Source organism: Nocardia sienata NBRC 100364, assembly GCF_001613205.1.
GTDB lineage: Bacteria > Actinomycetota > Actinomycetes > Mycobacteriales > Mycobacteriaceae > Nocardia > Nocardia sienata.
This window is the reverse complement of the sequence record NZ_BDBX01000004.1, coordinates 528,343-549,108: the sequence shown is the minus strand read 5'-3', so window position 1 is coordinate 549,108 and position 20,766 is coordinate 528,343. Positions and strand designations below refer to the sequence as shown.

The 20,766-nt window shown below is 67.8% G+C and carries 20 protein-coding genes; 11 read left to right on the top strand and 9 right to left on the bottom strand.

Annotation, left to right across the window (positions count from 1 at the left end; translation table 11 throughout):
* Together NS4_RS05650 and NS4_RS05645 are read left to right on the top strand one after the other, a co-directional pair.
* The coding region (locus NS4_RS05650; protein WP_218020306.1) for a hypothetical protein at positions 1–837 on the top strand (837 nt) is incomplete at its 5' end.
* 177 nt (positions 838–1,014) lie between these two features.
* Positions 1,015–3,324 carry a M28 family peptidase gene (locus NS4_RS05645; protein WP_218020305.1) on the top strand — a complete coding sequence of 770 codons (2,310 nt, stop codon included), beginning with the start codon at positions 1,015–1,017 and terminating at the stop codon, positions 3,322–3,324.
* A 42-nt stretch (positions 3,325–3,366) separates the two neighbouring features.
* On the opposite strand, the gene NS4_RS32585 is transcribed toward NS4_RS05645, so the two are convergent.
* A complete protein-coding gene (locus NS4_RS32585) occupies positions 3,367–3,522 on the bottom strand; it encodes a hypothetical protein (RefSeq protein ID WP_169811726.1) in 156 nt (51 codons plus the stop codon).
* Between the two features lie 145 nt (positions 3,523–3,667).
* Here NS4_RS32585 and NS4_RS05640 point away from each other — a divergent pair, with 145 nt between their 5' ends.
* Genes NS4_RS05640 through NS4_RS05630 form a run of 3 tightly spaced genes read left to right on the top strand, consistent with a single transcriptional unit; the run spans position 3,668 to position 6,523 of the window.
* Positions 3,668–4,180: an SRPBCC family protein gene (locus NS4_RS05640; protein ID WP_063058350.1), complete on the top strand. Its 513-nt coding sequence runs from the start codon at positions 3,668–3,670 to the stop codon at positions 4,178–4,180.
* Positions 4,180–5,349 carry a zinc-dependent alcohol dehydrogenase gene (locus NS4_RS05635; RefSeq protein ID WP_063058442.1) on the top strand — a complete coding sequence of 390 codons (1,170 nt, stop codon included), beginning with the start codon at positions 4,180–4,182 and terminating at the stop codon, positions 5,347–5,349. Before NS4_RS05640 ends, NS4_RS05635 begins: the two co-directional genes overlap by 1 nt.
* A gap of 31 nt (positions 5,350–5,380) precedes the next feature.
* The gene (locus NS4_RS05630; RefSeq protein ID WP_084486801.1) at positions 5,381–6,523 is read left to right on the top strand and encodes an NAD-dependent epimerase/dehydratase family protein; all 1,143 of its coding nucleotides are present in this window, start codon (positions 5,381–5,383) and stop codon (positions 6,521–6,523) included.
* Here NS4_RS05630 and NS4_RS05625 read toward each other — a convergent pair.
* A complete protein-coding gene (locus NS4_RS05625) occupies positions 6,470–6,925 on the bottom strand; it encodes an SRPBCC family protein (RefSeq protein ID WP_063058441.1) in 456 nt (151 codons plus the stop codon). The genes NS4_RS05630 and NS4_RS05625 overlap by 54 nt on opposite strands.
* A 214-nt stretch (positions 6,926–7,139) precedes the next feature.
* On the opposite strand from NS4_RS05625, the gene NS4_RS05620 reads away from it, so the two are divergent.
* Together NS4_RS05620 and NS4_RS05615 are read left to right on the top strand one after the other, a co-directional pair.
* Entirely contained in the window at positions 7,140–7,628 is a 489-nt protein-coding gene (locus tag NS4_RS05620) for a DUF4383 domain-containing protein (RefSeq protein ID WP_063058349.1), read from the top strand.
* Positions 7,629–7,705: 77 nt separating this feature from the next.
* Positions 7,706–8,806 (top strand): hypothetical protein, encoded by a 1,101-nt coding sequence (locus NS4_RS05615; protein ID WP_157105899.1) that lies wholly within the window; start codon positions 7,706–7,708, stop codon positions 8,804–8,806.
* A 43-nt stretch (positions 8,807–8,849) separates the two neighbouring features.
* Here the strand turns inward: NS4_RS05615 and NS4_RS05610 are convergent, their stop codons facing one another.
* Entirely contained in the window at positions 8,850–9,689 is an 840-nt protein-coding gene (locus NS4_RS05610; RefSeq protein ID WP_063058347.1) for an SDR family oxidoreductase, read from the bottom strand.
* Positions 9,690–10,619: 930 nt separating this feature from the next.
* Positions 10,620–10,895, bottom strand: coding sequence for a helix-turn-helix transcriptional regulator (locus NS4_RS05595; protein WP_169811725.1), 276 nt, complete (start codon positions 10,893–10,895; stop codon positions 10,620–10,622).
* A gap of 264 nt (positions 10,896–11,159) precedes the next feature.
* Here NS4_RS05595 and NS4_RS05590 point away from each other — a divergent pair, with 264 nt between their 5' ends.
* Complete coding sequence (locus NS4_RS05590; protein WP_084486797.1) at positions 11,160–11,963, top strand: peptidoglycan recognition protein family protein; 804 nt, start codon at positions 11,160–11,162, stop codon at positions 11,961–11,963.
* A 39-nt stretch (positions 11,964–12,002) separates the two neighbouring features.
* Positions 12,003–12,338, top strand: coding sequence for a hypothetical protein (locus NS4_RS05585; protein ID WP_063058343.1), 336 nt, complete (start codon positions 12,003–12,005; stop codon positions 12,336–12,338).
* Between the two features lie 247 nt (positions 12,339–12,585).
* On the opposite strand, the gene NS4_RS05580 is transcribed toward NS4_RS05585, so the two are convergent.
* The 4 genes from NS4_RS05580 to NS4_RS05560 form a co-directional block, all read right to left on the bottom strand.
* Positions 12,586–13,350 carry a MerR family transcriptional regulator gene (locus tag NS4_RS05580; RefSeq protein ID WP_063058342.1) on the bottom strand — a complete coding sequence of 255 codons (765 nt, stop codon included), beginning with the start codon at positions 13,348–13,350 and terminating at the stop codon, positions 12,586–12,588.
* A gap of 152 nt (positions 13,351–13,502) precedes the next feature.
* Positions 13,503–13,880 (bottom strand): DUF5313 family protein, encoded by a 378-nt coding sequence (locus tag NS4_RS05575; protein WP_063058440.1) that lies wholly within the window; start codon positions 13,878–13,880, stop codon positions 13,503–13,505.
* A 50-nt stretch (positions 13,881–13,930) separates the two neighbouring features.
* Complete coding sequence (locus NS4_RS05570; RefSeq protein WP_174552065.1) at positions 13,931–14,401, bottom strand: MarR family winged helix-turn-helix transcriptional regulator; 471 nt, start codon at positions 14,399–14,401, stop codon at positions 13,931–13,933.
* 530 nt (positions 14,402–14,931) lie between these two features.
* On the bottom strand, positions 14,932–16,035 hold the full coding sequence (locus NS4_RS05560; protein WP_245665086.1) for a carboxylate-amine ligase: 1,104 nt from the start codon (positions 16,033–16,035) through the stop codon (positions 14,932–14,934).
* A gap of 751 nt (positions 16,036–16,786) precedes the next feature.
* On the opposite strand from NS4_RS05560, the gene NS4_RS33235 reads away from it, so the two are divergent.
* Both NS4_RS33235 and NS4_RS05555 read left to right on the top strand, forming a co-directional pair.
* Complete coding sequence (locus NS4_RS33235; protein ID WP_369690200.1) at positions 16,787–16,969, top strand: glycoside hydrolase family 15 protein; 183 nt, start codon at positions 16,787–16,789, stop codon at positions 16,967–16,969.
* Positions 16,966–18,333, top strand: coding sequence for a glucose-6-phosphate dehydrogenase (locus NS4_RS05555; protein ID WP_063058338.1), 1,368 nt, complete (start codon positions 16,966–16,968; stop codon positions 18,331–18,333). The genes NS4_RS33235 and NS4_RS05555 overlap by 4 nt, the downstream gene beginning before the upstream one ends.
* A 91-nt stretch (positions 18,334–18,424) precedes the next feature.
* Here the strand turns inward: NS4_RS05555 and NS4_RS05550 are convergent, their stop codons facing one another.
* Positions 18,425–20,362 carry a potassium transporter Kup gene (locus NS4_RS05550; protein WP_063058337.1) on the bottom strand — a complete coding sequence of 646 codons (1,938 nt, stop codon included), beginning with the start codon at positions 20,360–20,362 and terminating at the stop codon, positions 18,425–18,427.
* Positions 20,363–20,766: the final 404 nt, after the last annotated feature.

Here is a 20,766-nt window from a genome sequence, read left to right as displayed (position 1 = left end):
TGTGCGGAGGTACCGGACGAGTCGCTGCACACGGAGTCATCGGTCGAGCCGGGGCGTTCGGGGGTACCGGAGGGACCGGTGCACACCGACCGGCCGCAGACAACTCCTGCATTGCATTTGGTGGCTGAACCGTCCACGCGCGAAACGCTTTCCTCGCCCCCGGCGGAGTCGGAGCCGTTCTCGCCGCCCGAGGCGCTGACCGTGGTGCCGGGAACTCGTGGCAAACCCGCCGACGCGGTTCGGCTCGCCGAGGATATGGCCCGCCGGCACGGTCTGGAGATTCGTGGCTTCGAGCAGGCCGGGATGGAAATCGAGGTGGTGCAACAGATCTCCGACGCGCTGAACGATCTGCTCACGAAGTACACCGTCGCGCTGCACGGCATCGAGGTCACCGAACAACGCGACGATACGATCCGCCGGGAGCGCAAGAAAGCGGTGGAGTCGGGCTCGGCCGAACCGACTCCGGTGTGGATCACCCTGGAACGTGCGGAACTGGCGGGCCCCGGTATCACCGGGCCCGGATCGCCCAGAAAACGTTTCCGCCGGGCCGGCACCACCGGGCGGCCGGTGTATGCCGCGGTGGTCCGGGCCTTCGCGGCCGCCCTCGACGAGGCGGGGGACTACCGAGCGCGTCAAGAAGCCTGGCGGATCCTGATGGCCGGTTCCCTGAGCGGCGGGCCGGATATCGGCGCGGGGTTACTGGATCCCGGGCGGGCACTGGTCGAGGGCTTCGCGGAAGTCGAGTTACGCGGTAAGCGGGCGGGCGAACCGGCGAAGGGGCTGCACCGGGCCCTCCTGAAAATGGCTCAGGCCGACTCGGAGGAGTCCACGGCCTGACCCGGTGCCCAGCCGACTCTCGATTCGCACCCGGTGTTTCCGGTAGCGGCCTCGTTCAGGCGGGGCGGGCGCTGTAGGTCGCGGGCCGTTATCGAGGAAGACGACCCGCCCTCACCGGGTGCGGGTTCGCGTACGGCAGTGACCGCCCGCCCCGGGGTGCCGACATACTGTCACCTCGTGCGCGCGAGACTGATCGAATCCCCCCACCGGGTAGCCGCGGGGCTGGTTGCCCTGCTCGTGCTGATGGCCGCGGCGGCGGTCACCGTCGTCGTCGAAGGAAGCGGTCCTCGGCCGGTCCCGGCGACGACGACCGACCGATTCAGCGCCGAACGTGCCCTGACCCATCTGCACCGCTTCGCCACCGAACCGCGGCCGCTGGGAAGTCCGGCAAGTGACCGGGCCAGGAATTATCTCACCGGCCAGATGGAGGCGGCGGGCTTCTCGGTGCAAACCCAGCGCGGCGTCGGAGCGCGGGCGTCGGAAGGGCTTGCGACATTCGGCCGGGTGGACAATGTAATCGCGACCCTGCCCGGCCGTGCTTCCACCGGGACGGTTCTATTGGTCGCGCATTATGATTCGGCCGCGACGGGCCCGGGCGCCTCCGACGACGGCGCGGCGGTCGCGGCGATGGTGGAGGTGGGCAGGCTGATCGCCGGGCAGGGTGATCAGCGCAACGATCTCGTGCTGCTGTTCACCGACGGCGAAGAGGACGGTCTGCTCGGTGCCGAAGCGTTCGCCCGGGAGCACCCGATCGCCCGCTCCGGCGGTGTGGTGCTGAACTGGGAGGCGCGCGGTGTCGGCGGGCCGTCACTGATGTTCGAGACCTCAGTGGATAATGCCGCGCTGGTGTCGCTGTTCGCCGACGCCGTGCCACACCCGCGGGGTGATTCGTCGCTGGTCGAGGTGTATCGCACAATGCCGAACTCGACCGATTTCACGGCTCTGTCGAAAGCGGGCTTCACCGGACTCAACTTCGCCTATATAGAGAACTCGTCCTACTACCACACGGCCGGGGACACCATCGACAACCTCGGTCCGGGCAGCCTGCAGCACCACGGCGAGAACATGCTCCACCTCGCCCGCGCGCTGGGCGAGGCCGATCTGGCCGAGTTGCGATCCGACCACGACGCCACCTATTTCCGGGTCGCGGGCGCCATGATCACCTATCCGAACCTGCTGGTGATGCCGGTCGCGTTGCTCGCCGCGGTGGCGGTCGGCGCGGTGGTCGTGCTCGCGCACCGCCGCGGGTCGGCGGGAACCCGGCAGCTGCTGCTCGCCGCGGGGTCGGTGGCATTGCCTCTGGGAGGGGCGGCGTTGCTCGGGCAGGGTATGTGGTCGGTGCTGGAGTGGCTGCGTCCCGCGTACGAACAGATGGACGGGTTGCTGCACCGTCCGCAGGTTTACCGGTGGGCGCTGGTGGCGCTTGCCGTGACGTCGGTGCTCGGCTGGTACCTGCCGGCGCGTCGCCGCCTGGGGCCGGCGGCGCCGGCGATCGGTGCCCTGACCTGGCCTGCCGTACTCGGTGTGGTGTGTGCGGTGGTGGCACCCGGTGTCTCGTTCCTGTTCGCCCTGCCGGCCCTGTTCGCGGCGCTGGGTACGCTGGCCGCGCTGGTACCGGTGCGCTGGAGCCTGTGGCCGCTGACGGTGTTCACACTGGGCGCACTGGTTTCCGCCGCGCTGCTGGCGCCCTTGGCGGGGAACCTGATCGACGGGGTCGGCTTCGCCTCCGGCGGGGTCGCCGCGGCCGCTGCCGCACTGTTCGTACTGATGGTGCTGCCAGTGGTCGAGTTGCTGCTGCCCGCACCCGCTGCCCGCCCCCGTGTCACCGTCGCGGTGCCGGTGACGGCGGCGGTTGTTTCGGCGCTCTTGATCGGCGCGGGAACCGTGGTCGACACCTTCGACGCGCGGCATCCCGCCCGCGCTCATCTCGCCTATGTGCTGAACGCCGATACCGGTGCGGCGAGCTGGGTGAGTGGGGATGAGGAACCGGCCGACTGGACCCGCACCTTCGTGAACAGCACCGATACTGCGCGGCTCTCGCCCGGATATGCCCGGGGCACCCTGTGGACCGGCCGGGCCGAACCGATGGCGCTCGACGGCCCGGTGCTCGACGTTCTCCATCGCGACGGAGACACCGTCACCGTGCATGCGGCGTCCCGGCGTGCGGCGTCCGGGCTGGTGCTGCGGATCGATCACCCGATCGACCGGGTGGCCGCGACCGTCGCGGGCTCGGTGCCGGTCGAACTGGTCGTCGCAGGGGAGCGGGCCGATACCTGGCCCGGCGAGATACGGTTTCGCGATCTGCCGCCGGAAGGAGTCGACATCACAGTGCGCGCCCCCGGCGCCCACCGCGTCAGGGTGACCGTGCTCGACGAAACCCACGGCCTGGATTCCGCCCCGGGCTTCCGGCCCCGCCCGGACGATCTCGTGGCCTCGATCCGGGAGGACGGCGAGCGGATAGTAGTGACACGCACGGTAGACCTCTGATCGAGCGCCGGGTCCGCCGCCGCGGGCGGGGTGGCGACGAGCTCAGTCCGGCGGTTCCTGCGTTTCGTCGGCGACGGTCACCTCCGGCGCGATCTCGCGCGTGGCCATCCCGCCGTCGCGACCCTGGTCGGTCGGGCCCGGCCGGCCGCCTTTGGGCTTGTCGTTGTCGTTGTGTTCCGTGTGTTCGGCTTCGGTCAAGGCGACTCCTTTCGTTATGGATTCGGCCTACCCCGGTTCCCGTGGTCGAAAAGGAGAAGTTGGGGCGCGCGTGGGCGGGTTTGCGCCGCGGCCTCCGGGGTATCGCGCTGGGGCTGCCGGACCGACATTTCGGAAGGGAGAGCGCGTGGACTACCTACAGAAGGCGAAAGACGAAGTGGTCACTCTTGTCGGCCGAGCCATGGGTTCGGTGTCCGGCGGAACCGGCAGGCGGGCCCTGACGATCGAGCGGCCGCGGGCTGCAGTGGAAGAATTCTGGCGTGACCCGGACAACCTGTCCCGCGTCTTCGACGGTTTCGCCCACGTGCGATCCACAGCCCCGGACCGTTACGAGTGGACCGCGGCACCGGACGGCGCGGACGCGATCCGCTGGGAAAGCGTGCTGCTGACCGAGGAGAACGGCCTACAGTTCGTCGACGCGGTGGATCCCGAACGCGCGCGAGTCGAGCTGGAGTTCACCGACGCGCCCCGGGAACGGGGCACCGAAGTACATATGTCGGCGACGGCGCCGCTGCCGCGACAGCTCACCGGCGCGGCGATCTTCGCGGTCCTCTATCGCGCGCGTGCGCTGATGCAGACAGGCGAAATGCCTACCCTCGACCGGAATCCGAGCGGTCGGACGGCCCCACAGGAGGCATGATGCGTGCACTGTGCTGGAACGGAGTCGACGATCTCGCGGTCGAAACTGTGCCCGACCCGGGTCTGGTCAATCCCCACGATGTGATCGTGCGAGTGAAGCTGACAACGACCTGCGGCTCCGATCTGCATTTCATCGACGGTTACCTTCCCGGCATGCGCGAGGGCGATGTGTTCGGCCACGAGTTCATGGGTGAGGTGGTGGAGACCGGCGCGGAGGTCACCGCGACGAAGGTGGGGGACCGGGTGGTGGTGCCGTCGTTCATCGGGTGCGGAGCGTGCTGGTACTGCGAGCACGACCTGTACTCGGTGTGTGACACCACCAACCCCAACGCCGCCCTGCAGCAACCTGTTTTCGGTCATCCAACCGGCGGTATCTACGGATACACCCATCCGTTCGGCGGCTACCAGGGTTCGCACGCGAACTACATTCGTGTCCCCTTCGGCGATGTCAACTGCTTCACCGTCCCGGAGGGCATCACCGATGAACAGGCGCTGTTCTGCTCCGATGCGGTCCCCACAGGCCTCATGGGCGCCGATTTCTGCGATATCGCTCCCGGTGACACCGTCGCGGTGTGGGGAGGCGGCGGGGTCGGACTGATGGCGGCCCACGCCGCCCGGCTGCTCGGCGCCGAGCGGGCCGTCGTGATCGACCGGATCCCCGAGCGCCTGGCCCTCGCCCGGGACCGATACGACGCGGAGACGATCGACTACACCGCGGTGGACAGTGTCCAGGAAGCCCTACTCGACATGACCGGCGGCAGGGGCCCGGACGCGTGTATCGACGCGGTGGGCATGGAGGGGCACGGTACAGGTCTGCAACAGCTCTACGACCGGGCCAAACAGCTGCTACGCCTGGAAACCGACCGGGCGACCTCGCTGCGGCAGGCACTGCTGGCCTGCCGCAAAGGCGGGGTCGTCTCGGTGCTCGGTATCTACGGCCTCACCGACAAATTCCCGATGGGCCTGGTGACGAACAAAAGTCTCACCATCCGGACCGCGCAGCAGCACGGGCAGCGGTACATGCCGCGGATGTTCGACTACATCCAGCAGGGAGATCTCGACCCCTCCTATCTGATCACCCACGATATGCCGCTGGAGGACGCGGTACACGGCTACGAACTGTTCAAGACCAAACAGCAGGGCTGTATCCGGGCGGTTTTCCGGCCGTGAACAGTGTCGTCCGTCGGAGGGTGCGAGTTCGATGAAGATCGTGGTCACCGGCGCCAGCGGCAATCTGGGCACCGCGCTGTTGCGGCGGGCGGCCGAGGACGGCCAGGAACTGGTCGGGATCGCCCGCCGCCGTCCGCCGCGGGGGCGGGAACCGTATGACCGGGCACGGTGGGTCGAATGCGATATCGGCGAGCCGGCGTCGGCGGCCTTTCTGGCGAAAGTTTTCGCCGGCGCCGGCGTAGTGGTCCATCTGGCCTGGGCGGTTCACCCGCACCGGACCGATCCGCCGCTGAGCAGGACCAACGCCGACGGCACCACCAATGTTCTCCGCGCGGTCGCCGACGCGGGGGTACGGCACGTGGTGTGCGCGTCCTCGGTGGCGGCCTACACTCCTGCCGCGCGGTGGAGCCGCGTCGACGAGCAGTATCCGTGCGGGGGTCTGTCCGGGAGCGCCTACAGCAGCGGCAAGGCCGAGCTCGAGGCGCAACTCGACGCGTTCGAACATCGGCAGCCCGCGATACGGGTGGCGCGTATCCGGCCGTGTGCTGTCGTGCAGGCCGACGCGGCCGCGGAACTGGGCGACTGGTTGTTCGGCCGGTGGCTGCCGCGCGCGGTACTCGGCCGCCCAGGGCTGCCGGTGCCGCTGTGGAACGGGTTACGCCTGCAGTTCGTGCATGCCGAGGATGTGGCCGCGGCCGTCGGCTCGATCATCGAGCAACGCGCCACCGGCGCGTTCAACCTCGCCGCCGATCCCGTGCTCACCGCGTCCGACCTGGCCGCGGCGTTCGGCGGCTTCCACGTGCCCGTGCCGCACCGTGCGCTCACCATCGGAGCCGGCGTGAGCTGGCGGCTGGGTCTGCAACCATTGCATCCGGCCTGGTTGCGGCTGGCCGACCGGGCGAGCCTGGTCGACGCGGGCCGGGCCGCTCGTGAACTCGGCTGGACTCCGCGCTATGACGCGTCCGCCGCATGCGCGGAACTCGCCGCGGCTCTGCGCGCCCACCGGTCCGGTCCCAGTGCGCCGCTGGCGCCGGCCCACCCCGCCTTCCGCCTGGGACGACCGACTCACCAGAGCCAGCGTCCGCCGGCAGCCGCCGGGCGTACCCCGCAGACCGTGGGGTCAGCTCGGGGTACGGGAGGATCGCCCGACGGCGAGGGCGGCGAGCCGCTGTAGTGATTCGCGGTTGCGCGGTACCAGCGCGAGATCCTGTACTCGCCCGGGTAGGTATTTCGCGGGGCCGCGGACAACGCGTTCGGTCATCCTGATCTCGGTGCGGTCCGGGCCGAGCTCCGTGAGGTCGAGCCGAATATAGGCCGCACCCGCGGGCCACAGCCGGGCCTCCAGCTCGAGCCGGTGTGGTGCGTCGATCGCGCGCACTTTCGTGGTGTCCTGCCGGGCCAGTGGCCAGCCGCCCACGCTGTGATGGATGCGGGTGCCCACCTGCGGCCACCCGCTGTCGACCTTCCGGATATGCGAGGCACCGACCACCCACAGCCCGTACAGCCAGCCGTCGGCGAGAACCGCGAACGCGTCCTGTACGGGCACCGGTATCTGCACACTCGGTTCGGCTGCCATTGCTCCTCCGATCTTCCGGATCACCTCGGCCACCGGGGCGCGGCTGCCCGGCCGTCGAACGCGCTCGCGATACCCGGGATCACCAGCACGAAACATGGCCCTGGCCGGGAACAGCGTTCGACCGGCACGGGTTTGCCGCGTGGAGTGCGGGGCACCCGCAGTGGAGGCCGGAGCGGGATCGGCCCGCTCGGCCACGAGGAGGAAGGACGAGCCAGTGTCGAACCGGAACCTCGCCGCCACCCCGACCGCCCGTTCGCCGGTACAGGTCGCCGCCACCGCGGTCGGCGCGATTTTCCTGCTGGTCGGGGTGCTCGGCTTCATACCGGGGATCACCACGGATTACGGGGACCTCGCTTGGGCGGGACACCATTCCCAGGCCCAGTTGCTCGGTCTGTTCAATGTGTCGGTGCTGCACAATATCGTGCATCTGGCCTTCGGTGTCGCCGGTCTGATCGCCGGCTCGCGACCTCGGGCGGCCCGGGCCTACCTACTGGTGGGCGGGGCGATCTATCTGCTGTTGTGGGTGTACGGGTTGATCGTCGACCAGCACAGCGCCGCCAACTTCGTGCCTCTGGATACTGCCGACAACTGGCTGCACTTCGGTCTCGGCGTGGGCATGGTGCTGCTCGGGGTCGTACTGCCCCGGCACGGTGACGATGTCGGACGCCATCTGTCCGATAGGCAGCCGGGCATCATCGAATAGGAGCAGGACAGTAAGTGGAAGGACGACGATGAGCCGTACTCGAGCCGACCGGTTCCGCAGCGCGGGTGGCCGGTGAGATGAACGGTCACGCCTCGCCCGTGGTGGTCGGTGTGGTGGCGGATCCCGATCTGCCGGTGCGGCTGGCCCGGGAACTGGTGCAAAACCTGCCCGCGGAGCTGACCCGCCGCGGCGACCCGTCGAGATGGCAGTTCGAGGTCCTCGACGATCCGTTCGAGGCCATGTACCCCGATCTGGAATACCTGATCGACAAAGCCGGACGGCATGTCCGCGATACCGCATGGGATCTGGCGTTGTGCCTGACCGATGTGCCGATACGCAGTGACGGCGACATCCTGCTCACGAGCTTGGACCTGCGCCACCGCGTCGCGCTCATCTCTTTACCCGCGCTCGGCGGCCTCGGCATACGGCAGCGGCTACAGAAGCTGGCGGCGGTGATCGTCGCCGCCCTGCCGGCCCCGGACCGGACAGCGGCGGGGGAAGTGGTGGCCGAGGCGGCAGCCCACCTCCGGGGCGCCCGGGTACGGATCGATCCAGAAGACAGCGGTGTGCGGGTGGTGCGCGATCGGGTGACCGGCTATCCGGCGTTGCTCGCGGGGATGGTGCGCGCCAACAGGCCCTGGCGGCTGTTCGTAGGCCTGTCCACGGCACTGGGTAGCGCACTGGCCGGTACGGCGTTCGGAGTGCTGTACTCGAGTATCTGGCAGCTGGCGGACGCGATGGGCAACCTGCGTCTGGCCGGGGTGGCGCTGGCTTCGGTCATCGCGTTGACCGTGTGGATCGTGGTGGGGCACGGACTCTGGGAACATCGCGGCGCCGGAGAGACCGCCCACGGGCGCGATACCGCGTTGCGCAATGCCGGCACCGCCGTCACGGTGGGTATCGGCGCCGGGGTCTTCTTCGCCGTACTGTTCCTGCTGACGCTGGCCGCGGTGTGCCTGGTGATCCCGCCGTCCTATCTCGCGAGCGTGCTCGGCGGCCCCGTCGGTTTCGCCGACTACCTGACGATCGCGGTGATGGCCAGTGCGCTGGGCACGGTGGCCGGCGCCGTCGGATCCGGGTGGGAGGACGACCTCACCGTCCGCAAGGCGACATACGGATACCGCGAACAGGAACGCCGCGGCCTGGTCGGCCGCGGCGACCGGCCGGGGCGGTCCTGATCGCGTGATGCGGCAGTAACGCGCCGGACCGCCCCGGGGTGGGTCACAGAATAGGATTCCCCCCGGTCACCGCAACCCGAGCGCCCGAAACGTAACTGCCCTCGTCGGAGGCGAGCAGAACATAGACGGGAGCCAGCTCGGCGGGTTGCCCGGCGCGCCCGAGCGGCGTGCTGTCGCCGAATGCGGTGACCTTCTTGTTGGGCATGGTGGAAGGAATCAGTGGGGTCCAGATCGGCCCGGGGGCGACACTGTTCACCCGAATCCCCCGCTCGCCCAGGAGCTGCGCGAGGCTTGCGGAGAAGTTGGCTATCCCGGCCTTGGTGGCCGCGTAGGGCGCCAAGGTGGGGGAGGGGGAATCGGAGTTGACCGAGGAACTGCCGATAATCGAGGCGCCCGGGCGCATATGGGGTAGCGCGGCTTTCACCAAGTAGAAGTACGCACCCATATTGAGTTTCCAGGTGTAGTCGAATTCCTCGTCGCTGATCTCCTCGAGCGTCTCGTGCGTCATCTGGTAGGCGGCATTGCTGACGAGCACGTCGATCGTGCCGAAGGCGCCCGCGGCGCGCTCGATCACGGCCCGGCAGTGGGCCGGGTCGGACAGATCGCCCGGGACCAGAATCGCCTTGCGGCCCGCTTCCTCGACCAGAGCGCCCACTTCCGCGGCATCATCGTGTTCGTCGAGGTAGGAGATCAGCACATCGGCCCCTTCCCGGGCGAAGGCGATGGCGACCGCCCGGCCGATACCGCTGTCGGCGCCGGTGATCACCGCCGACTTGCCGGTCAGCTTGCCGCTGCCGCGATAACTCTTCTCGCCACAATCGGGGACGGGTGTCATCGCGGATTGGACGCCTGGCACCTGTTGCTGCTGTTCCGGGAAACCCATGATCTTGCTCCTTTCACGGCATCATGCGGAGGTCACCACCGTGATGGTGTGGTGATCGGAGTGCGGATTACCGGACCGGGCTGTTCGAAACCGAGCGTGCCGAATCGGTGCACCGGGATGAGGCGCGCGCTTTACCGTGCCCCTCGGTCTGCGGGATGCGCACGCCGGAACCGGGCGCGTTCGGCAGCACGCCGCAAGGTTTGCTGAGAGCCGCGGCACGGCGCCGACCGCTCGTGCCGCCGCCCCCATTCCGCGCGTTCTGCTGTTCGACGTATTCCTCGCTGCCGCGCAGTAGTTCTCGATCGCTCGGCCGGCCGGCCGCGGAGCCGGGATGAAACACCTGTGCCGGGGCATGTCGTACCCCACTGTTACCGTGCGGGCGTAGTGCGAAAAGCGTTGTACCGCAGTTCAGCTGTGTCTGCCTGTGCGCCCCGGCCGTCAAACCCATTGATTCATCGATCCTTCCGGGCCTAGGCGGAGCGCGCGAAAATAATTACACTCGGCCTCAGGCTCTGGCTACGGGCCTGGGCGCAGGAGTCGGGTAGCTGGAAGGTGTCGGTGTGGGTATCGAGCTGGTTCCGGGAGTGCAGGGTTCGCCCGATCGGGCCGGTCACGGAGATGACCGGACCGGGGTACACCCCGGTCCGGAGCCGAGGCCGGGAAGGCAGCTGGGCCGGACCCGATTTGGCGAAATCGCCCCGCCGCACCGCGCCGGCCCCGGAAAGGAAATCGAGTGGGAACTGTCGGGCTCCGCGGGGGAAGCGGAAACACCTCGCGAGCGTGGATCGGTCAGAACTGGAAACGCTCATGGGCAACGAAGCTCAGGACCGCCCCGTTGTTATGGCGGACTATCTGAACGCTGATCCCACCACGACGACCGTCTCGTCGTTCGTCGTCGAGGCACGCCGGCGCGGGGTCGACCCGGCCTCGTTACTGGATGCCGACTTCCTTCTCCGCGGCGAGGACTAGGTCACTCGGCCGGATACCGAACACCCTGCAGATCTTGTACATCTGCGCCATCGTCATCGCCCGTTCGCCACGTTCGAGCCGGATGATGGTCTTCTTGTTGTACCCGGCCTTCTCGGCCAGCGTCTCCTGGCTCCACCCGCGCCGCGCCCGCATCGCGCGTACCTCCGCGCCCAGCGCCGCGTCCAGTCGCGCCTCCTCGGTGGTCGCTTCCTCCGACTCCGCGGGCGTCGCATCCATGTCGACCATTCTGGGATCGGGCAGGGTCTGAATCAAGTGCCCGATAGTTTCGGCTCTGTGGCGGAATCCCGATATTTCGGTGTACGAAGAAGGCCTATTAGTGACTGAAAAAGGTTGAAAAGAGACCGAAAAGGGCCTACGGTGAAGAGAGCGGTTGTCTATCACCGCAGTTCACGCCCCGCAGCGCCGGTCGCGTCCCGCACCGGTGAACACGGCCGGCCTCCCGGGGCGCCGACGACGATCGGCGCGGAACAGGAGGGTCCGATGGCCTGGAGCGGAGACCCGGTATGGCTGGCCGATGTGCTACGTGGCGCCGGCCTGGCGGTCATCGAACACGACGGCTGGCGCGAACGCGGCCACGGCGACTTTCTCGATATCCGCGGTGTGCTGTGCCACCACACAGGCGGAGGCGGCCCGAACGACTGGCGCATCGTCCAGAACGGTCGCCCCGATCTGCCGGGCCCGCTCGCCCAGTTGGTGCTCGAGAAGGACGGCACCTACCGGGTGATCGCCGTCGGCGTCTGCTGGCACGCCGGGCGCGGTAGCCGGCCCGGCTGGCCGACGAACAACGCGAACTACCACACCATCGGCATCGAAGCCGTCTCGTGTGGCACAGAACCCTGGGATTGGACGCCGGCTCAGCTCGACGCCTACAAGCGTGGATGCGCGGCCCTGCTCCGGCGGATCGGCCGCGGCGCAGGCGATTGCGTCGCGCACCGCGAGTACTCCAGTGAAGGAAAGATCGACCCGGCGGGTATAGATATGAACGCCTTCCGCCGGGACGTACAGGCGCTCCTCGACGGAAAGGGCGAGCCGATGGCATTCCTGGAAGAGAAAATCACCAACTATCACGGTGAGCAGGTCACTGTGGGAACCCTGCTGCACTATCTGGACAAACATGTCGGCCTCACGCTGGACCAGCTCTCCGGCGCCGGAACCGCCCGGGGGGCGAATTTCCCCGGCTGGGATTTCCTGGGCGACCGGACCACCGCCGAAGCGCTGGGCGTCATCGGCGCGGCGCTGAAGATTCCCGGATTCCGCGATCCGGCCACCGACGAACGCGCCTGAGGAAGGACGCGACCACCCTGCCGCATTTGGGAGGACAGCATGATCAGTGAAGTGGCATCTGTCCTCGGCGGCCTGCTCACCGGCGTCGGCGGGGTATGCGCGGCAGGAATACTGGGCAGACGTAAACGGCGGGCCGATGCCGTCCAGGTACTCACCCAGGCCGCCGCCCAGATGGTGGAGCCGCTGTCGCGACAACTCGCCGCGATGACCGCAGAACTGGAAGCGCACCGGCGGGTCGTCGCCGACGCGGAACGCCGCTGCCGCCTCGCCGCCCCCCAACATGCCAGCTGGGACATCGTGGTCCGGTCCTCGCTGCTCGATCTGGGCGTCGATGTGCCGCCACCGCCACCGCTCACCAGGGAGATATCCGAATGACGCAGCAAGGAGGCGAGGGGAGCCGTATGCTCCCGGGTCGTGCTCCTACGTGCCGGTTACCGCACACGGTGGCAGGGGCGTAGCAAACGTTCGTTTCATCGACCGGGCGTGCGGTCCGCACGCATTGTCATACCCACTTTCTGGGCACCGCGCCTGGTTCGCGGAGGTTTCTTCCCGCGAACCAGGCCAGTGCGTGACCTCGAGTGCTCCCGCGTCTCGATCGATATGCCGGCGGCCGCCGAACCCCTTATCCGCGTGCGGCGTTCGCGGCCGTGATGAACTCGATCTGGGCCGGTGACGGTCCGCAGAACTCGCTCTCGATCCGGTCGGCCTCGCCGGCCTGCATCCGGTACAGACTGTCGCGCAGGCCCGCGTCGCCGCCATGGAAGCCCTCCAAGAGCTCCATCCACTGCGCTGCCATCTGCTGGGCCTGGGGTGAAGCCGGGTCCATTCCCGCGGCGATCGCCGCGTCGACCTTCGGGATCAGCTCACCCCATTGCGCTTCGGCTTGCCGAATGTGCTGTTCACCGAGGTCTTCCCGACGCTGCGCGAGCTGCGTCAGCTGACCCTCGGTGAAATACTGCTTGAAGGTGTCGTCGACCATGACTGTCCTCCTGATCAATTCCAGGAAGCGATCCGCGGATGCGTCCGGCCTGCTCTCCGCCGTAGCGGCCAGCGCCGCGACCAGGGCATGGAGCTCCTGGGTCGCGGCCAGTTGCGCGGCCAGGAAGTCGCGGTGAGCAGACAGCACCTGTGTCATCGCCACGGTGCCCGCGAGCAGGTCCGCGATCCGGTCCAGCCCCAGGCCCAGTTGACGCAGGGCCAGCACTTGGTAGAGACGCTCGACGTCGCCGGCCGTGTAGAGCCGATGTCCGGTGCCGGACCGCTGTGCGGGGCGTACCAGGCCGATGCGGTCGTAGTGATGCAGCGTGCGCACCGTCAGCCCCGCCTCGGCCGCCAGTTCACCGACCTTCCATACGCGCTCGGTTCCGTGCTGGCCCATCCGTTTCATCCCACTTCCACCGACGCACCGTGCGCCGGTGCCGCCGACGGTAGGACCTGACCTTACGTCAGGTGCAAGCCGAAGCGCCTCCGCCGATCACGCAGTCACCCCGCGCCCGCGCATCCGCCGGATACCACACAGAACCGCGTACACAGCTCGGATCAGCTGCGGTGGTAACGCATTTCGTAGTTCGCGCGTTCCTCGGCGGCACGGCGGTGCCGGCCCGGGTCGGCCAGCGCGGGATCGAGACCGTGCTTGACCAGGATGTGGCGCCGGTGCACGTACACCAGAGCGACCGCGAAGAAGGCGAGCGGGAGGAACACCAGCACGGCCATGGAGAAACCCATCCACCATGGTCCCGGCACCAGCGCGAACAGGCACAAGAACGGGATCGGGGGTACCAGGAAGCGCTGGAGGAACCGCCGGGTGGCGCCCGGGCCGGTCTGGTCACGCAGGACCCACTGCTGCATCGAGGGTGGCAGTGTCTCGCCGAAGAGGTAGCGAATGCGCTGTGTCGGTGTGGGGGTCCGGCCTGTCATGGGAGCACTCCTGTCGGCGGTCGGGAGGCCGCCGTTCTCCGCGGCCGCGTTCATGATTCGTGGTCCTGGTACGCGAGTGCCGACCGGCGGGCCGCCTCGTTGACGCGGCCGAGTACTTCGCGCAATTCCTCGAGATCGCCGAGTTCCACGCCGAGCCGGTCGACGACGGCGGGCGGGATCCGTTCGGCCTCGCGACGTAGCGCGCGCCCCGCGTCGGTGAGATCGACCACCAGGGTGCGCTCATCGCGGGGGTCGCGGCGCCGGGTCACCAGGCCGGCGCTCTCCAGACGTTTGAGTAGCGGCGACAGCGTGGGGGAATCGAGCTGGATCGCCTCGGCGATGGCTTTTACCGACATCGGCGCCTCATTCCAGAGCGCCAACATGACGAGATACTGCGGGTGCGTCAATCCGAGCGGGTCCAGCAGCGGCCGGTATACGGCCAGCACCGAGCGGTTCGCCACGGCCAGCGCAAAACACACCTGTCGCTCCAGCAGCAGTGGGTCGTCGATTTCCGCGGCCAACGCGCCTCCCTTGGATCGGTTATCCGTGCCTACCTTAATGTAGTCCGCTAATTATTAACGCACAAACTATTCGATAGTAATGCGCCTCACGGGCCGGAGTGGATCGGTCATGGTTTTGAGATTCCGCTCCGGCTCGTCGAAACCGGGCGCCGTCGGCGGTGAACACCTGGCGCAGTCCACCGCCGATATCGAGAACCGATGGCACGAGCCTGCGGGCTGAATGGCGGATGATCTTTCCCGGTCGGCTTCTGTAACAAGATGTTCGGATCGGCGAACGTGAGTGCGCCGAGGTCTCGGCGGTTGGTCGGTGTCGATGCTGTCGAGGTGGCTTTTCGGCGTGCTGACGGCTCCGAGCACGTCCAGCCGCTGAAGGTCGTGAGCGCCGAGATATGGGGCGGGGCGGTTCCGTGGCGGTTTCTCCGCTGGTATCACGGCCAGAAGCACTGTTCGGGGCCGTATTGGCCGGCGACTGAGTCCGGACATATCGCCTATGAGTCGCGGCTCGAGCCGACCCGGCTACTGTTCGCGATCTAATGGCAGCCTTGCAGTGTTGCCCCCGCCAGTTCAGTGAGGACATCGCCGAGGTCGTGGTGGGCGCAAAACGCGCGGCGTTGCCGTGCAGCGCCGTTGCCGCGGGCCAGGACCGCGGCGGCTGTCTCGGCGGCGAAGCGGTAATCGCCGACTTGCTCCAGGGCCGGGCGGACGGCCGCGATGAGTTCGGCCAGCCAGTTCTGCCCGGCGATCGTCCGACCGCTCGCCGGGTCGACGAGCTCGCCCGTGATTCCGTCGCGCGCTGCCCTCCAGCAGGCGGTCCGAAGAAGTTCACCGGGGATCCGCGGCGCTGGTTGCGGCGGTGATGCTGCAGCCGTCATCACCGTCGCGCGTACCAGGGTGGCCAGCAGGACGGTTTCTTCCACCGTCGCGGGAATATCGCTGACCCGGACTTCGACGGTCGGATAGGTCACCGACGGCCGGACATCCCAATACACCATCTTCCGGTCCAGAATCGCGCCCGTCGACAGCAACATGCCGACCGCCGCGTCGTAGTCGGCTGTCGAGGCGAAATACGGTGGCGGTCCCGCACTGGGCCAGCGACCCCACATGATGTGACGCCAACTCGCGTAACCGGTGTCCACACCCCGATAGATCGCCGAGTTCGCGGTCAGCGCCAACAACAGCGGAAGCAGGGGACGCAGGAAATTGCTCGCCCGCAAGGCCGCACGTCGATCCGGAACACCGATATGGACATGACAACCGCACAGTTGCTGTTCACGCGCCAGCATCCCGAACCCCGCAGCGATACGCCGATAGCGCGGGGTATCGGTTATCGAAGCCATGCCCGTGCCCGTCGGCGGGACCGCGACGGCAAGCAGCCGGGCCCCGGTCTTCTCGGCGCAGGAGGCGACGGTCCGCCGGAGGTCGCGCAACTCCGCGAGTAGCTGTGCCAGCTCGGAGTGGATTCCGGACTTGGCTTCGACCTGGCAGCGGGTGAGTTCCAGAGGCAAGTCGAGACCGTTGTCTCCGGCCGTCCGAGCCACTTCCATACTTTTTGCGACCGGAGCTCCGGTCGCAAGGTCTGTCAAGAGGAATTCTTCCTCCACACCGACGGTCGGCGCGGCCGCATCCCTGCTCACCGGTCCACTCATCGCAGCCACCCGCACGAACTGTTACAGGTCCACAGAGGAACAAGCCGGCTCGGCGTCTGCCCGGACAACCGCAGACACGAAGTCGGCACCGCGAGCCCTGCTGCCCCAGCAACCATGACATCCCCACGAGTGACGCCGAGCACGGTCGACCAGACGCCATATTACCTGCTGGTGGACCCTGGGGTCATCGTCGTGGGCCGACCTGTGCCCGCATCCCCGCAGGCACCCGCGCAAAACACCCAGCGGCGGACGTTCTTGCCGTGCCTTCGCCGACTGAGCCGGTCTGTGACCGGGGCCGGGTCAACCGGCAACCCGAAGAACACGGTCGAGGTTGTGTTGTGGGTGCGGGTGTCGGCTGCGCAGGTCGCGTGGTGGTAACGATCGCCGGCAGGTGCGCAAGGGGCTGGTAGATTGCCAGTGGTTTGCTCCACGTGCCGTTGGGTGGTATCGGTCCGCGAGGAAACCTGACATCGGGCCATGAGGCCGTGGAGCCAGGAGGTGCTGATCCGGCTCGGTTGATCCGCCGCTTCGCCGCGTGTGCCGTGGAGGAGGTGTGATGCACGATCCCGACCCACCGTTTCGGCCGATACGCCGGGTCGACGGTTACCTGCCCCCGAAAGATTACGGGCTGATCGGAGACGGCGCGACGGCTGCCCTGGTCGGTGTCGACGGATCGATTCCCTGGCTGTGTATTCCACTGCAGCTTCTGGCTGATCGATAATCTGACCATGCAGGCCGAATCGAGGAGGCCGAGCAGCTCTACGACTCCCTGTGCGCTCGCGCCGGCCCTCTGGGTCTGCTCTCCGAACAGACCGACCCGTCCACCGGCGCGTTCATGGGCAACTTCCCGCAAGCGTTCAGCCATATCGGCGTCATTGCCAGTGGCGTGAACCTCGCATATGCAAAGGCGGCCACACCATGATCCGACGACTTGTCATTTTCGGCGGCACAGGTGACCTGGCCGGACGCTATCTCCTACCCGGGCTGGCCGCTCTCCACGAAATCGGCCGGCTGGGAGCGGATTTCGAGGTCGTCTGCGCCGACCGGAAGGGCCGGGACGACGAACAGTTCCGGGCGTGGGCCGCGACCCAGCTCGATCAGCACGCCCCGGACATCTCGGGCGACACCCGGCAGGCGATACTCACGGCTGCGCGATACCAGAAGGCCGATATAGGTGACCCGGCGCAGGTGGCCGAAACGATCGCCGGCGCGGGACCGGTGGCCGTGTACCTGGCGCTGCCGCCGGCGTTGTTCTCCACCGCGATCCGGACGCTGCACGCCGCGCATCTTCCGTCCGGTAGCCGGCTCGTGCTGGAGAAACCGTTCGGGGAGGATCTCACCAGCGCACAAGAACTCAACAGGTTGCTGGCGGATCTGGTCCCGGAACAGGCCGTCTTCCGGGTGGATCATTTCCTGGCGATGACCACTGTGCAGAATCTGCTCGGGAGCAGGTTGGCCAACCGGGTGCTCGAATCGCTGTGGAACAGCGCGCATATCGCCGAGGTCGAGATCATCTGGGACGAGACCCTGACCCTCGAGGACCGCGCGGGGTATTACGACAGTGTCGGAGCGCTCGAGGACATGGTGCAGAACCATCTCCTGCAACTGCTCTGCCTGGTGGCCATGGAACCACCGATCACCCTGTCCGAACGCGATCTGCGCGATCGCAAGGTCGACGTACTGAGAGCGATCCGCACCCTGACCGACGACGATATTCCGCGCCGCACCCGCCGAGCCCGATACAGCGCCGGCGTGATCGGCGACCGCCACGTCCCCTCCTACACCGACGAGCCCGGGGTGGACCCACAACGACGCACCGAAACCTTCACCGAAGTCCACCTGACGATCGACAACTGGCGATGGGCTGGTACGAACTTCGTCCTGCGCACCGGCAAAGCCCTAGCCGCCGACCGCAAAGAAGTCGCCATCCACTTCCGTCCGGTCCCCCATATGCCCTTCGGCCACCACGGGACGACAGCACCGAACGTCCTGCGGTTCGGACTCGACCCCGAAAACCTCACTCTCACCCTCACGGCCATCGGCGCTGCCGTGGACACTCTGGTCCCCGTCACCATGACCGCACCGATCCATCCGCCCGACCTACCCGCCTACGGACGGCTCCTTCTGGACGTGCTGCTCGGAAACCCGGCCCTGTCCATCCGCGGTGACGAGGCAGAAGAGGCATGGCGGGTGGTCACCCCGATTATTTCGGCCTGGTCACGGGACCTGGTACCGCTCGACGACTACCCCGCCGGCTCACTGGGCCCGGCAGGCGCCCGCCGCTGATGGACATCTCCAGGGCCGCGAAAGCGTCAGATGATCAGCGTTCATCGACGACCGATCTTCACCCTACTTACGGACCGCACAACCATTCAGCTCAGACCTCGACCTGCGAGCCCATGATCACTGTCCGGTTGCGGGGCAGCCCGAAATAATCGGCGGCGTCGGAGGTTAGGTAGGAGGTGGCGATGAACAGGTGTTTGCGCCAGGGCGCCATGGTGGGCGCCGGGCCCGGCTTGAGTTCGATCTTCGACAGGAAATAGGACGCCCCTTCCACCGAGATCGGGCCCTCGGTCTGCGCGGGATCGAGCAGGCCCAGCAGCTGTGGCACCTTCGGGGTCTCCAGGTAACCGTGGTGGATGGTGACATGGACGATGCCGTCGTCGGGGTAGCCGAGCGCATCGACCCGTAGGCGGTCGGCATCGGGCACGCGCGGTACGGGCAGGGTGTCCAGGGAGAGGATCACGACGTGTTCGTGCAGGACCCGGTTGTGTTCGACAGTGGCGCGCATCGCCAGTGGTGTGGTGTCGCTGCCGCGATTGAGGAACACCGCCGTACCGGGGATCCGGATCAGCGGCGGTCGGCGGTTGCGCAGTTGTTCGACGAATTGTGGTAGCGGACCCTCGGCCCGCCGCCGGGCGGCGGTGACGATGACGCGGCCACGCGCCCAGGTGATCATCACCGTGAACGCGGTGAGTCCGATCAACAACGGGAGCCACGCCCCATGGACCAGTTTTGTCAGGTTCGCCGCGACGAACAGTGCGTCGACGCCGAGCAGCGGGACCGCGCCGACCAGCACCAACCAGAGCGGGGTGCGCCACTTGGTGCGTGCCACGTAGAAGAAGAGCAGGGTCGTGATGGTGATGGTCGCGGTCACCGCCATACCGAACGCGTAGGCCAGTGCCGCGGAACTGCGGAAGGCGAAGACCAGTGTCAGCACCGACACCATGAGCAACCAGTTGATCCACGGCACATAGATCTGGCCGATGGTGGATTCGGAGGTGTGCGCGACCCGCAGGCGAGGCAGGTACCCGAGCCGCACCGCCTGCGCGGCCACCGAGAAGGCGCCGGTGATCACCGCCTGGGACGCGATCACGGTCGCGGCGGTGGCCAGCAGCACCAGGGGCATCCGGGCCCACCCGGGGGCGAGCAGGAAGAAGGGACTGTCCACCGCGGACTCGTCACCGAGGACGAGCGCGCCCTGCCCGAAATAGCTCAGTGTGCAGGCGGGCAGGACCAGCCCCAGCCAGCCCCGGGTGATCGCTTTCCGGCCGAAATGCCCCATATCGGCGTAGAGCGCCTCGGCGCCGGTGACCGCGAGTACGACGGCGGCGAGGGCGAAGAACGCGATATGGAAATGCCCGGTGGCGAAACCCAGCGCGTAGGCCGGGGACAGCGCCTTCAGTATCTGAGGGTGGTGGGCGATTCCGGCGGCACCCAGGGCGCCGATGGTCAGGAACCACACGATCATCACGGGCCCGAACAGTCGGCCCACCGTGGCGGTACCGCGCCGCTGGACGGAGAAGAGAGCCGCGATGATCGCGACCGTGATCGGGATGATCAGGTCCTCGAGGTCCGGTTCGACGATTCGCAGCCCTTCCACCGCGGAGAGCACCGAGATGGCAGGGGTGATCATGCCGTCGCCGAAGAAGAGCGCGGCGCCGAAGATTCCGGCCCCTGCGAGGAAGCCGGCCGTGCGGCGGCCACGGGTGGCCCCGAGGCGGCGTAGCAGGGTGATCAGCGCCATGATGCCGCCTTCGCCATCGTTGTCCGCGCGCATCACCAGCGAAATGTAGGTGAGGGTGACGATGATCATCACCGACCAGAAGATCAGCGACACCACCCCGTACACATTGGCGGTACCGATCGGCACCGGATGCGGATCCTGCGGATCGAAGACGGTCTGGATGGTGTAGATCGGACTGGTGCCGATATCGCCGAAGACGACGCCCAGCGCACCCACGATCACCGCCGCACGCACCGGGCCGCGACCGACGCTGTGTGCGGGAGGACCGGAATGCGCTTCGCTGACCATGGGTTCGCTCCTCGTCGGCCGGGTCCGCACTATCGTGCACTGCCCGACCCCGAGTCTGCGGGAGCGGCCGCCGGTCTGCACGTCGAGCCGCGCGGGCGGCCGGTGCGCCGGTCTCCGGCCGGGGACCGCGGCCGATGTGCCGTGAGCAGCCGATCCGCGGTGATCCGGCCCAACACCGTGACCGGCGCCAGGGCGGCGACCACCGGGAACACAGGCGAGAAGCACGATCGCGCCGGTCGAGGCGCCGAGCGCGCCGCCGGAAATCGGTCCGAGCGCCGAGCGCAGAAGAATTTCACTCGGAACCTGTTCGCTCACCCGGCGGGCTCCGAAGTCGGCGGACAGCGCCGGTCGCGGTGGGTACTACGGTGTGCGGAACACGCCCCCGTCGAATGGGTCGTCCGAGC

Bases quoted from the DNA above. Each gene is read 5' to 3' on its own strand.
- NS4_RS05635 (WP_063058442.1), top strand. From the start codon at position 4,180: ATGCGTGCACTGTGCTGGAACGGAGTCGACGATCTCGCGGTCGAAACT.
- NS4_RS05630 (WP_084486801.1), top strand. From the start codon at position 5,381: ATGAAGATCGTGGTCACCGGCGCCAGCGGCAATCTGGGCACCGCGCTG.
- NS4_RS05625 (WP_063058441.1), bottom strand. From the start codon at position 6,925: ATGGCAGCCGAACCGAGTGTGCAGATACCGGTGCCCGTACAGGACGCG.
- NS4_RS05615 (WP_157105899.1), top strand. From the start codon at position 7,706: ATGAACGGTCACGCCTCGCCCGTGGTGGTCGGTGTGGTGGCGGATCCC.
- NS4_RS05610 (WP_063058347.1), bottom strand. From the start codon at position 9,689: ATGGGTTTCCCGGAACAGCAGCAACAGGTGCCAGGCGTCCAATCCGCG.
- NS4_RS05595 (WP_169811725.1), bottom strand. From the start codon at position 10,895: ATGGATGCGACGCCCGCGGAGTCGGAGGAAGCGACCACCGAGGAGGCG.
- NS4_RS05590 (WP_084486797.1), top strand. From the start codon at position 11,160: ATGGCCTGGAGCGGAGACCCGGTATGGCTGGCCGATGTGCTACGTGGC.
- NS4_RS05585 (WP_063058343.1), top strand. From the start codon at position 12,003: ATGATCAGTGAAGTGGCATCTGTCCTCGGCGGCCTGCTCACCGGCGTC.
- NS4_RS05580 (WP_063058342.1), bottom strand. From the start codon at position 13,350: ATGAAACGGATGGGCCAGCACGGAACCGAGCGCGTATGGAAGGTCGGT.
- NS4_RS05575 (WP_063058440.1), bottom strand. From the start codon at position 13,880: ATGACAGGCCGGACCCCCACACCGACACAGCGCATTCGCTACCTCTTC.
- NS4_RS05555 (WP_063058338.1), top strand. From the start codon at position 16,966: ATGATCCGACGACTTGTCATTTTCGGCGGCACAGGTGACCTGGCCGGA.
- NS4_RS05550 (WP_063058337.1), bottom strand. From the start codon at position 20,362: ATGGTCAGCGAAGCGCATTCCGGTCCTCCCGCACACAGCGTCGGTCGC.